Annotated in this window: 10 protein-coding genes; 7 read left to right on the top strand and 3 right to left on the bottom strand. The window is 72.3% G+C overall.

All coding sequences use genetic code 11. The features are described from left to right. Window positions 1-106: 106 nt before the first annotated feature. Window positions 107-1018 carry an NUDIX domain-containing protein gene (locus O7622_RS00215; protein ID WP_282311308.1) on the top strand — a complete coding sequence of 304 codons (912 nt, stop codon included), beginning with the start codon at window positions 107-109 and terminating at the stop codon, window positions 1016-1018. A gap of 345 nt (window positions 1019-1363) precedes the next feature. Next, window positions 1364-2278 carry a CDP-alcohol phosphatidyltransferase family protein gene (locus O7622_RS00210; RefSeq protein ID WP_282311307.1) on the top strand — a complete coding sequence of 305 codons (915 nt, stop codon included), beginning with the start codon at window positions 1364-1366 and terminating at the stop codon, window positions 2276-2278. Between the two features lie 62 nt (window positions 2279-2340). Here O7622_RS00210 and O7622_RS00205 read toward each other — a convergent pair whose 3' ends face one another. The 3 genes from O7622_RS00205 to O7622_RS00195 form a co-directional block, all read right to left on the bottom strand. Next, entirely contained in the window at window positions 2341-3588 is a 1248-nt protein-coding gene (locus O7622_RS00205) for a phosphatidylserine decarboxylase (protein WP_282311306.1), read from the bottom strand. 156 nt (window positions 3589-3744) lie between these two features. Then, entirely contained in the window at window positions 3745-4146 is a 402-nt protein-coding gene (locus tag O7622_RS00200; protein ID WP_282311305.1) for a hypothetical protein, read from the bottom strand. Next, window positions 4143-5984 carry a PspC domain-containing protein gene (locus tag O7622_RS00195; protein WP_282311304.1) on the bottom strand — a complete coding sequence of 614 codons (1842 nt, stop codon included), beginning with the start codon at window positions 5982-5984 and terminating at the stop codon, window positions 4143-4145. The genes O7622_RS00200 and O7622_RS00195 overlap by 4 nt, the downstream gene beginning before the upstream one ends. Window positions 5985-6159: 175 nt before the next feature. Between O7622_RS00195 and O7622_RS00190 the strand changes: the two genes are divergently transcribed. From O7622_RS00190 to O7622_RS00170, 5 genes are all read left to right on the top strand, one after another. Continuing rightward, complete coding sequence (locus O7622_RS00190) at window positions 6160-7410, top strand: ATP-binding protein (RefSeq protein ID WP_282314265.1); 1251 nt, start codon at window positions 6160-6162, stop codon at window positions 7408-7410. Between the two features lies 1 nt (window position 7411). After that, window positions 7412-8089 (top strand): response regulator transcription factor, encoded by a 678-nt coding sequence (locus O7622_RS00185; RefSeq protein ID WP_030501521.1) that lies wholly within the window; start codon window positions 7412-7414, stop codon window positions 8087-8089. Between the two features lie 586 nt (window positions 8090-8675). Further along, complete coding sequence (locus O7622_RS00180) at window positions 8676-10319, top strand: ABC transporter substrate-binding protein (protein ID WP_282311303.1); 1644 nt, start codon at window positions 8676-8678, stop codon at window positions 10317-10319. A 144-nt stretch (window positions 10320-10463) separates the two neighbouring features. Further along, complete coding sequence (locus tag O7622_RS00175) at window positions 10464-11390, top strand: ABC transporter permease (protein ID WP_121685977.1); 927 nt, start codon at window positions 10464-10466, stop codon at window positions 11388-11390. 75 nt (window positions 11391-11465) lie between these two features. Further along, on the top strand, window positions 11466-12449 hold the full coding sequence (locus O7622_RS00170; protein WP_282311302.1) for an ABC transporter permease: 984 nt from the start codon (window positions 11466-11468) through the stop codon (window positions 12447-12449). The last annotated feature ends 13 nt before the right edge of the window (window positions 12450-12462 follow it).

The following is a 12462-nucleotide window of genomic DNA, read 5'->3' as shown; positions in this document are numbered from 1 at the left end:
AAGTTGACGGCGCGAATTGTCCGCCTCGGTGCCGCTAACCTCATGATCGACGGAGTGGGGCGCGGGGTGCGCGGGAGTGCGCCGCGTGCGGGCGGGGGAGGGTGCTGTGGAGCAGCTGCGGCGGGTCGGGGCCTACGGGGTGCTACGGGACTCCGACGGGCGGGTGTTGCTGGCGCGCGGTTCGGCGAGGTGCCCGTACCCGGGGGTGTGGCAGTTGCCCGGCGGCGGCGTCGAGCACGCCGAGCACCCGGCCGACACGGTGGTACGCGAGTTCGCCGAGGAGACCGGCCTGACCGTGGCGCCCGGCGCGATCCGGGCCGCGGTGGCCGACGTGGCCGCGTTCGCCGACCTGGGGATCGCGCTGCACACCGATCGGCTGATCTTCGAGGTGGAGGCGCGCGGCGGGCGGCTGCGGCCGGAGCCGGCCGGCGGCAGCGACGAGGTCGGCTGGTTCACGCCCGAGGAGGCGGCCGCCCGGCCGCTGATGCCGCTCACCGCCGAGCTGCTCGGCCTGCCGGTGACTCCGCTGCCGGCCGACCTGCCCCGGGCGCTGCCCGCCGAGCCGGCCGGGCCGTCCGTCGACCGCCGGCAGCGCTTCGCCGCGTACGGGCTGGTCACCGACCCCGCCGAGCGGGTGCTGCTCACCATGATCGCCGACGGTTATCCGGGCGCGGGCCGGTGGCACCTGCCCGGTGGCGGCACCGACCACGGCGAGCAGCCGGCCGCCGGGCTGCTGCGCGAGCTGGTCGAGGAGGCCGGGCAACTGGGCCGGGTGGTCGACCTGGTCGCCGTGGATAACCTGCACAACCCGGCCGCGCTCGGCCCGGAGGGCCGTCCGCTGGACTGGCACGGCGTCCGGGTGATCTACCGGGTACGCGTGGACGCGCCGACCGACGCGGTGGTGACCGAGTTGGCCGGCGGCTCCACCGCACGGGCCGCCTGGTTCGCCCCGGAGCAGGTCACCGGCCTGTCGATGACCGACGTGGCGGCCCGGGCCACCGGGCAGCGCGTGACCTGAATCGCTCGCCGAGCCGCCCTGGGTGACCTCCGGTACAGTCGGCAGTACGGCTGACCGACGAAAACGGGCGTTGAGGCCCGACATGGGAATGAGTGGGCGGTTCGCGCGGTTAAGGGAGATATAAGTACCGCCGGCAGCTATCGCCAAGCCCCTGTCCCCTGTGCAATGGTGTACTCCGCAAAAGGGCTGCCGGACCCGAAAGGTCCGGCACGAGACAGCCGGACACCCGCCCCGCAGTGGGCGGCCAGCCGATCCGGTGATGGAGGAAACGTGCCGAGAGCCCCATGGCGCCGGCGTCGTACGACTGACAGTCCGCGCCCCGCAGGGCGTCGCTGGGCGGGCAGGTTGCGCCGCAGCAGTACGTTCGCCCGCCAGGTGCTGCTGGTCCGGGTGGGCCGCCGGGACGGCGCGACCGTCTCCGGGACCGACCTGGTCACCCCCGACCACCGTTACGCCGACCGCCAGCGCCTCCGCTACGGCCGGCTCGACACCGACATCGAAGCGGTACGGCCCATCAGCCCGGCCCTCGCCCCGGCGACACCCGTCGACGACGAGTCCCCGGCGATGTCGATCCCGCTCCTGCCGGGTGAGCGCACCGCCGCCCGCCGGGCCAAGTTCGCGCTCGTCAACGCGTGCACGCTGAGCAGCCTCATGCTCGGCATGCTGGCCATCTTCCTGGCCATGCGCGGTGAGGTGCAGATCGCCGCGATCTGCCTGATCGCGTGCGTCGCGTTCGACGGCCTCGACGGCGCGCTGGCCCGCAAGCTCGGTGTGGCCAGCCCGTTCGGCGCGCAGATGGACTCGCTCGCCGACATGTGCTCGTTCGGCCTCGCCGCGCCGGTCGTGGTCTACGCCTCGCTCGCCGGTTCGGCGCCGCCGGCGGCCGCCGCGGTGTCCTGCGCGCTCGTCGCCGCCTGCGCGGCGATCCGGCTCGCCCGGTTCAACGTCTCGCCGAAGGACGGCCGCTTCTTCTGCGGCGTGCCGACCACAATGGCGGCGGCCGTGCTCGCCCTGACCGTGGCGATCGGCGTGCCGGTCCCCGGCCTGGTCATGGTGGCCGGCGTGGCGCTGCTCGCCTTCGCCATGGTGTCCAGCTTCCCGTACGCGAAGCTCGCCCGGCTGCTGAAGCTGCCGCCGTGGCTCTGGCTGGCCCCGGTGGTCGGCGCGCTCGTCGACATCCGGCTCACGTTCGCCCTCGTGGTGGTGGGCTACCTGGTCAGCGGGCCGCTGCTCTGGCTGCACCAGCGCCGTACCGCCTGACCCGGGAACGACACGAAGAAGGGGCGCCGCGAGAGCGGCGCCCCTTCTGTCATGTCCGACGCTCAGCGCCAGCGGGCGATCACCGTGGCGCCGCCGACCACCTTGTCGCCCGGACCGACGAGCGGGTCCGCGGCGTCGGCCGGCAAATAGACGTCGGTACGCGAGCCGAACCGGATCAGGCCGAAGCGTTCGCCCCGGGCCAGCAGCGAACCCACTGGCGCCCGCTGCACGATCCGGCGGGCGATCAGCCCGGTGCGCTGCGCCACCACCACTGTGCCGTGGTCGGTGTCCAGCACCGTGTACGCCGCCACGTTGTGCTCGGCGTCCGGCTTCATGGCGTTGACGAACCCGCCGTCGGCGACGAAGTAGTCGACCACCTTGCCGGCCACCGGGGCGCGGTTGACGTGCACGTCCAGCACCGACAGGAAGACAGCGATCCGCAGCCACTCGCCGTCACCGAAGCGCTCGTCCTGCAGGCGCTGCACGGACAGCACCTGACCGTCCGCCGAGGCGACCACTGCCGACGGGTCCTCCGGCACGTCCCGCTCCGGGTCGCGGAAGAACGCGGCCACCGGCGCGGCGGCCAGCGCCGGCAGCAGCCAGAGCTTCGACTTCGGCCGCGCGGCCCGGGCCAGCGCGGCCAGGCCGAGCGTGATGCCCGCAGCGGCCACCCCGTTCGAGTCGATGTGCATGCCCCGGGTCAACGGCACGCTCGACGGCCGGTACGCGGGGGACAGCGAGGCCGCGAGCGCGACCGGCGCCGGGGTGAACCGCAGGTGGTGCACGCGTACCGGCGGGGTGTTGCGCAGCACCAGGTCGGTGCGTACGCCGTGCAGCACGCCCTGCCGGTCCAGCTCGCCGTCGGCGCCCTCGGTCCGGAACAGCGGCGCGGCGACGCTCAGCACCGCGCCCTCGGCGAGGTATTTCGCCAGCCCGTCGATCGCGACGCGCGCCTCGTCCGCGGTGCCGGTGAACGGCTCGGCGACGACCACCACCGCGGCGGCGTCCGCCTCGGCGAGGGTGTCGGCCACGCGTACCCGGTCGGCGACCCAGCGGCCCTGCGCGGTGACGTGTTCGCGCAGCGCGGCCGCCGCGGCGCCCTCCGCCGGCACCACTGTGAGCCGGTCGCCGGGGAGCAGCGCCTCGATCGCGGCGGCCAGCACCGCGGACTCCGGGGTCGCGCCGACCAGCAGGCCGGCCTTCGGGTCGTTACGCCGGGCGAACTCGCTGACGAGCGTGCGGGCGGCGCGCTCGCCGATGCGGACCGCACCGGAGGGACCGGTGACGCGCACGGCGGGGGACTGGGTCATGTCGGGCGGGCTCCTGACGAGATAGCGAACGGACGGGGCGGCTCCGGCGACCCGACCGGCGGCTCCGGCATGGTCGGGGTGCGCGGGCCGGCCGGCGGAGGCGAGATCTCCGCCAACCAGCATAGGCCGCGTCCGGAGGGCGCCGCAGTGGCGCGGTCAGGCCGGATCCCCCGGCGTACGGCGTTGCGGAGCCGCCTCGTCGGCCGGTGGATCGAGCGGCGGCAGTTCGCGGGTGGCCGGTTCCGCGGGGTCGGTCGTGGCTCCGGTGGCCCACTCGTCGGCGCTGTCGGGCGTCTCCGGGCCGGCGGCCGGGGAGCCGTACGGCGCCGAGACCGTGGCGTCCGGCGCGGGCTGCGGCGCGGGCTGCTCCGGGGGACGGCCCGAGCGCAGCGCGCCGATCAGTCCGAGCAGTCCGATCAGCACCAGCCCGCCGGCCAGGAACCAGCCGACCGGGGGTACGGAGAGGCCGAGGATCCGGGCCAGCAGCCACCAGACGGACAGGCCGAGGAAGACGAGTCCGAAAGCGAACGACACGACGTCGGTACGGTGTGCCTTCACCGGGTCACCTCCAGCTTGCCGGCGTTCACGTGGACGAAGAGGCGCAGCTTGCCCCCACCGGGACCGTCGGCGCCGACGTCGGTGGTCTCCCACTGGCGACCGCCGAGCCCGCCGCTGCGCCGGCCGAAGACAGTGGCCTCGCCGGCGTTCACGTCGGCCACAGTGGTCACGTCGACGTCCGGCGGTACGACGACTGTCGCGTTGCCGAGGTTCACGTCGACCGTCACCTGCACGTCCTGCTTGTCGAAGTCGATCCCGCGCAGGTCGAGCGTGGCGTCACCGAGGTTGTTCTCGTACCGGTTCGCCAGGTCGCGCAGGTCGGTCGGGGCCCAGGTGACGTTGCCGTCGATGCCGCGTACCCGGTCGTAGGACTCGGCGACCGTGGCGATGCCGAGCGCCGCCGCTGTCACCAGGCCCAGGGCGATCAGCCAGCGCGCCCGGCCGAACCAGGTGCCGACGAGCAGGCCGAGGCCGATGGTCGCGAGTACCGCGGCGAAGTAGCCGGCGGCGCCGACCGGGAAGACGTCGAGCAGGTCGAGCATGGCCACCACGCCGAGCGCCAGGAAGATCAGCGAGAACGTGATCGCGCCGAGCGGCGAGCGCTCCTTGGGCCGCTTCGGCGGTCGCGGCGGCCGGACCGGTGGCGGGACGGGTGGCGATCCGGCGTAGGGGCCGTGCGGGGCGAACGGCGGCCGGTACCCGCCGGGCGGCAGCGGTGCGCCCACCGGCGCGGGCGGCGGCACGGCGGCCGGCTCGTCCAGCCGGGCACCGGCGTCGCGCGCGCCCGGCCAGGCCGGGTTCCCGCCGTACGCGGGCCAGGCGGCGGTGTCGGCGACCGGCCCGGTCACGTGCTGCATCGCGACGGTCGTCGGCTCGGACGGGCCCGGCCGGGTGCCGGCCGCGGCGGGCCAGCCCGGCGCCGGCAGCGTCGGGTAGCCGGTGGCGGGCCCGGAGGGGCCCGGCTCGCGCTCCGCGCCGGACGTGACCGGGTGCCCCGGCTCGTGACCGGGCTCGGCCGGGGACGCCGGCGGGTAGCCGGGCTCGGGGGCGGGTGCCGGCGGGTAGCCGGGCTCGGCGGGCAGGCCGCCGGACGGCGCGGCGCCGGGGTGTGCCGGTCCGGCGGGCGTGCCGGTCCACGGGGCCGCGGGGGGAGCCGGGGTCCAGGTGCCCGGCGCCGGGGCCGGCGGCGCGGGCCAGGCCACCGGTGGTACCGGACCCGGCGGCGGGCCGTGCGGCGGCGCCGGCTGGGCCGGCCGCTGCGCCGGCTGGGCCGGCCGCTGCGCCGGGCCGCGCTGCTCGCGGTTGAGCAGGAGCGCGCCGCCGATCAGGATCACCGCGCCGAGCAGGATCGCCCGGAACCCGTCGGTGACGACGTAGGCGAAGCCGAGCGCCACCACGATGCCGAGCACGATCACCGTGATCGGGGACATGCTGGACCGGCCCCGGCCGAGCATGGCCTCCACCGGCGAGGCGGTGTCGCCCTCGCCGGGGATGACCAGCCAGCCGGCGACGTACACGATGATCCCGATGCCGCCGAAGAAGCCGAGCACGGCCAGCAGCACGCGCCACAGCACCGGGTCGGTGTTCGTGGCCCGGCCGATGGCGGCGCACACCCCGGCCAGGTAGCGGCCCTCGCGGGGGCGTACCAGGCCGTACCGGGTGGTGAAGCCGGCGGCGCCGGGCGGTGGGGCGGACCCACCGGGTGGCGGACCGCCGAACGGCGTGCCGCCGCCGGGCGGCGGGGTCGCCTGGTCGGTGGGTGCCGCTCCCGGCGGGGGCGGCGGGGCGTCCTGTGCTGCCGCCCAGGGGCGGGGCGGACGGGCAGCGTCCTCGTTCATGCCTTCGATACTGCTGCCCGGCCGCCCGCGCAGCCTCCGGACCCGACCCTGACCGCACCCTGAGATCCTCCGCCGGTGAAACTCCGGGGCGTCCCCGTGGTCCCGGGCCTCGCGGCCGTGTGACGATCGGGGCGTCGGCGCCGCCGGCACGTCCGCCTCGACCTGGGAGCCTCCGATCAGCAGCACCCCCGCCCCGCACGCCCCGCGCCTCTACCGGGCCACCGACCACCGGCTGGCCGCCGGGGTGGCCGCGGGCATCGCCGAGCACCTGGGCATCCCGGTGCTGCGGGTACGCGTGGCGTTCATGGTGCTGCTCGGGCTGAGCGGTCTCGGCCTGTTGCTCTACGCAGCCTTCTGGGCGGTGGTCCCGCCCCGCCCCGGCGACACCGCCGTCCCGCCCCGCCGCGACCTCGCCCAGCTGTTGCCGTTCGTGGTGATCGGGCTCGGCGTGCTGCTGCTCCAGGTGGTCGCGTTCAACTCGGTGGGCGCGGCCGGCACCGCCGGCTGGCTGGTGGCGATCATCGCGGTCGGCGCGGGCGTCATCTGGCACCAGGCAGCCCCGGAGCGCCGCCGGCAGTGGGGCGACTCGGCGGTGCCCTGGCTGGGCGCGGTGGTGGAGGAGAGCGACAGACGCGCGTTCGTGCTGCGCTTCATCGGCGGCGGCGTGCTCGTCGCGGTCGGCATCATCGGCGTGGCGGCGGTCTACTCGCCGGCGCAGAACTTCGACGCGGTGCTCAACGGCGTGATCTTCGCGCTGGTCGGGCTGGCCGGCGTGGGTGTGGTCACCGGTCCGGTGCTCTGGCGGACCTGGAACCAGCTCCGCTCCGAGCGGGAGGGCCGCATCCGGGAGCAGGAGCGCGCCGAACTGGCCGCGATGGTGCACGACCAGGTGCTGCACACGCTGGCCCTGATCCAGCGCAACGCCAGCGACGTCAAGACGGTGCAGCGGCTGGCCCGCGGCCAGGAGCGCTCGCTGCGCAGCTGGCTCTACAAGCCGACCGCCTCGCCCACCGAGCGCTTCGCGGCCGCCCTGGAGCAGGCCGCCGCCGAGGTGGAGGACACGTTCGCCATCACCGTCGAGGTGGTGCTGGTCGGCGACCGGGGGACCGACGAGCGGGTGGGCGCGATAGTGGCCGCCGCCCGGGAGGCGCTGGTCAACGCGGCCCGCCACGCCGGTGTGCAGACCGTGTCGCTGTACGCCGAGGTGGAGCCGGAGCAGGTGAGCGTGTTCGTCCGGGACCGGGGCAAGGGCTTCGACCCGGATACGGTGGAGAATCACCGGCACGGCGTCCGGGGCTCGATCATCGGACGGATGAAGCGGCACGGCGGCCGGGCGGAGATCCGGTCCGAGCCGGGGGAAGGGACCGAGGTCCGGCTGATCCTGCCGATCAGCGGCTCCGGCTCCACGGCGGAAAGGGACAGGTGACATGTCCGAGCAGGAACCGGTCGAGGGTACGGCGCCGCGCGGGCCGCTGCGGGTGTTCCTCGTCGACGACCACGCGATGTTCCGGGCCGGGGTCCGCGCCGAGCTGGGGGCGCGGGTGGAGGTGGTCGGCGAGGCCAGCTCGGTGGCCGAGGCGGTGACCCGGATCGCGGCCACCGCGCCGGACGTGGTGCTGCTCGACGTGCACATGCCCGACGGCGGCGGCCGCGCGGTGCTGGAGGCGATGCGGCGTACCCACCCGCAGGTGCGGTTCCTGGCACTGAGCGTCTCTGACGCCGCCGAGGACGTGATCGGCCTGATCCGTGCCGGCGCGCGGGGTTACGTCACGAAAACGATCTCGCCGGAGGAGCTGACCGACGCGATCCGGCGGGTGGCCGACGGCGACGCGGTGTTCAGCCCGCGGCTGGCCGGGTTCGTGCTCGACGCGTTCGCCTCCCGGCCGGACGCGCCGGTGGCCGACCCGGAGCTGGACCAGCTCACCAACCGCGAGCGCGAGGTGCTGCGGCTGCTCGCCCGGGGGTACGCGTACAAGGAGATCGCCAAGGAGCTGTACATCTCGATCAAGACGGTCGAGACGCACGTCTCCAACGTCTTGCGCAAGCTCCAGATGTCCAACCGGTACGAGCTGTCCCGCTGGGCCGCCGACCGCCGGCTGGTCTAGAGACCGGCGCCCGCCCGGGGGCGGGGCCTCGGCGACCTCGTACCCAGGGGGTGCCGGTGCTGCCCGCTCAGTCGGCATGGCATCATCCGGACGGACAAAAAACCCGGCAGTCGGGTGCCCGCGAAGGGGGCCGACGCCGGCGCGGTGAACGTCACAGCCTCCCGCGCCGCAGGGACGTCTGTCGACCTGTCTGTGCCCGTCTTGCCTGTTCAGGGCCCTATCGTCCGTGCGCTTTATGATCTTTTCTCAAGTATCGGCAACGTGGCGAGCAACTAACGTCTTGATAACGGCACCTTCACGGAAAGGGCCGGTGGGTGTCACAGTGGCAGCACCTCACCCCCCGGTGTGAGGCATCTCGTCGGGCCTGCCGACCACGTGACGCCGTCTTTCGCGCCGCTGCGTGGTCGCCGACCCTGCGCGGTGTCTCGTCCAGGGTGTGGCGCCCGGCGGATCGGTACCCCTGGGGTGTCCCGAATTCCTCTGCGGTAAACCGGCGTCCTGTGGTCCGGGTCGCCGGTGGTGTCACCCCCAATGGCGTGCGTGAAACTCACGACGGAACCAGGTTAGAAAGAGGAGGCCCCTCGGAATGAGAGTCTCGAAGCGGGCGAGCGGCGCGCTCGCGGTGGGCGCGGCATTCGCGCTCGTCGCGTCCGGCTGCTCCAGCGGGAACAACGACGGTGGCGACGCCGGCGCCAGCAAGGACGGCGCGATCGTCATCGACGGCACCCAGCCGGAGAACCCCCTGGTTCCGGCGAACACCACCGAGACCGGTGGCGGCGCGGTCATCGACTGGCTGTGGAGCGGCCTGGTCGAGTACCCCAACAACGGTGGGGCGCCGCAGAACCTGCTCGCCGAGTCGATCGACACGAGCGACTCGAAGGTCTTCAAGATCAAGATCAAGCAGAACACCAAGTTCCACGACGGCACCACCGTCAAGGCCGAGAGCTTCGTCAAGGCCTGGAACTGGGCGGCGTACGGCCCGAACGGCGCGCAGAACGCCTCCTTCTTCTCCGACATCCAGGGCTTCGACGAGGTCTACACCGAGGACCCGGACGGCCCGGACGGCCCGCAGAAGGCCCCGGAGCCGAAGGCCAAGGAGATGTCCGGCCTGAAGGTCGTCGACGACTGGAACTTCGAGGTCACGCTCTCCGCGCCGACCGCCGTGTTCCCGACCAAGCTCGGCTACAGCGCCTTCGTGCCGCTGCCGGACGCGTTCTTCTCGTCCACCCCGGCGGACTTCGGCAAGAAGCCGATCGGTAACGGCCCGGTCGAGCTCGTCTCCTGGCAGGACGACGTCGAGATCAAGCTGACCCGCTTCGACGACTACAGCCTGCGCGACAAGATGAAGATCAAGGACGTCACCGTCAAGATCTACCAGGACGACACGGCGGCGTACAACGACCTGCTCGCCGGCAACCTGGACTTCCAGCAGCAGGTTCCGGTCTCCGCGCTGGCCGGTGAGAAGTGGAAGACCGACCTGGCCGAGCGGGCCATGGCCTCGACGACCCCGTCGACCGGCATCATCGCCTTCCCGATCTACGACAAGCGCTTCCAGAACCCGAAGCTGCGTAAGGCGATCTCGCTGTCCATCGACCGGCAGTCGATCACCGACAAGATCTTCTTCGGTACCCGTAAGCCGGCCGACAGCTGGGCCAACCCGCTGACCCCGGGTGCCGAGCCGGGCAACTGCACCGCCTGCAAGTTCGACGTGGCCCAGGCCAAGCAGCTCCTCCAGGAGGCCGGTGGCTTCCAGGGCAAGCTGACCCTGTCGTACAACGCGGACGCCAGCCACAAGGAGTGGATGGAGGCCGTCGCCCAGCAGATCAAGACCAACCTGGGCATCGACGCTGTTGCCGTCGGCGTGCCGACCTTCGCGGTCTTCCGCGCCAACATCAACGCCTACAAGATGACCGGTGCCTACCGGGCCGGCTGGCAGCAGGACTACCCGGACGTGGAGAACTGGATCAACCCGCTCTACGTCACCGGTGGTTCCTCGAACGACGGCAAGTACAGCAACCCGCAGGTCGACGCCCTCTCGAAGGAGGCCTCCGCGGCCCCCAGCATCGAGGAGGCCCACAAGAAGTTCGCCGAGGCCGTCAAGCTGATCGACCAGGACGTCCCGTCCATGCCGATCTACTTCGGTGGCCAGCAGTCCGGCCACTCGGAGAAGATCAAGAAGCTGGAGCTGACCAACGTCGGTGAGCTCGACATCACCTCGGTCGAGCTCTGATCCGAACGGTCTGACCCCGGGTCGGGCTCGCCTACCGGTGAGCCCGACCCGGGGCCGTTCCGCGAGGGGGTGTACAACGAACCCCTCGCACGTTGTCGCCGCCGCGCCGACTCACCCGGCGCTCCCTGTCTGGAGGACCACCCCATGGGCCGTTATCTCTTGAGACGGCTGCTGCAACTCGTGCCGGTGTTCATCGGCACGACGTTCCTGATCTACTGGCTCGTCTGGTCCGTGCCCGGTGACCCCTTCGCCGGCAAGTGCGGTGACCGCGGTTGCCCCCCGAACTACCGGGCCATGATGACCGAGAAGTACAACCTCGACGAGTCGATCTGGGTGCAGTACGCCAGCTACATGAAGAACCTTCTGCAGGGTGACTTCGGTATCACGTTCGGCGGTCGCGAGATCAGCGACATCATCGCCACGTCGTACCCGAACACCCTGAAGCTGGCGGTGGTCGCCCTCGCCATCGAGGCCGTGATCGGTCTCGGCGCGGGCATCCTGACCGGTCTGCGGCGCAACGGCTTCCTGGACAACCTGGTCCTGGTCTCCACCCTCTTCCTGATCGCCCTGCCGGTCTTCGTCATCGGCTTCGTGCTGCAGTGGCTGCTGGGCGTCAAGTGGGGCATCATCAACCCGACCGTGTCGAACGAGATGCGGTTCAGTGAGCTGATCGTGCCGGGCTTCGTGCTCGGCAGCGCATCGATGGCGTACATCGCCCGGGTGGCGCGTACGAGTATCGCCGAGAACCGGCGTGCCGACTACGTCCGTACCGCCATCGCCAAGGGCCTCCCGATGCGCCGCGTGGTCGGCGTGCACCTGCTGCGCAACTCGCTCATCCCGGTGGTCACCCTGCTCGGCACCGACCTCGGCGCCCTGATGGGTGGCGCGATCGTGACCGAGGGCATCTTCGGCATCAACGGCATCGGCCGGCAGGTGCTCCGCTCGATCGTCACGAAGGAGAGCGCTACCGTTGTCGGCATCGTCGTGGTGCTGGTGCTCGTCTATCTCGTGATGAACCTGGTGGTCGACCTGCTCTACGCCGCCCTCGACCCGAGGATCCGTTATGAGTGACCGCCGCAGCGAACGAATCGTCCCAGCAGTCTGCGCGGGCAACCACGCCCGCGCCGAGCGCAACGAGGTGCGGGCATGAGTGACCCGAGTACCGCGTCGATCGTGTCGACGCCGCCCGCGACCATGCCCACCGCGGCCGGGTCGGGCGCGCCCACCAACGCCGGCCTGCCGGAGAACGCGAAGCAGCAGAAGCCGCGTGGCCTGCTCGGCGACGCCTGGATCGACCTGCGCCGCAAGCCCTTGTTCTGGATCTCGGCGACGATCATCGTGGTGTTCCTCGTGATGGCGGCCTTCCCGTGGCTGTTCACCTCCGGCGACGCGGTCAACGGCACGCTGGACCGCAGCCGGGTCGAGCCGTCCTCCGCCGCCTGGTTCGGCTACGACGTGCAGGGCCGCGACGTCTACGCCCGGGTCATCTACGGCGCCCGCGCCTCGATCGTGGTCGCGGTGGTCTCCACCGTCCTGACGCTGCTCGTCGGCGGCACGATGGGCATCATCGCCGGCTACCGCGGCGGCTGGGTGGACGCACTGCTCTCCCGCATCGCGGACATCTTCTTCGGCCTGCCGTTCGTGCTCGGCTCGATCGTCATCCTGACCACGTTCAACGGGTCCGGCACCGACAACGGCGAGTGGACGATCATGGGGCTGGTCATCCTGTCCCTGAGCGTGCTGAGCTGGCCGGTCGTGATGCGGCTGATGCGCTCCTCGGTGCTCGCCACCAAGGAGGCCGACTACATCGTGGCGGCCCGCGCGCTCGGCGCCGGCACCGGCCGGATCATCCTCAAGCACCTGCTGCCGAACTGCCTGGCCCCGCTGCTGGTCTACGGCACGATCATGGTCGGCTCGTTCATCGGCGCGGAGGCCACGCTCTCGTTCCTGGGCATCGGCCTGAAGAGCCCGGTCGTCTCCTGGGGCATCATGATCAGCGAGGCGCAGAACTACATCCGGGTCTCGCCGTTCCTGCTGTTCTTCCCCGCCGCGTTCCTCGTCGCCGCCGTGCTGAGCTTCGTCATGCTCGGCGAGGCGGTCCGCGAGGCCCTCGACCCGAAGCTCCGATAGGGGAACTGAGTTG

This window comes from Micromonospora sp. WMMD1076, from assembly GCF_029581475.1.
Classification (GTDB): Bacteria; Actinomycetota; Actinomycetes; order Mycobacteriales; family Micromonosporaceae; genus Micromonospora; species Micromonospora aurantiaca.
Note: the sequence above shows the minus strand (reverse complement) of the source record. Positions and strands in the feature narration are given on the sequence as shown.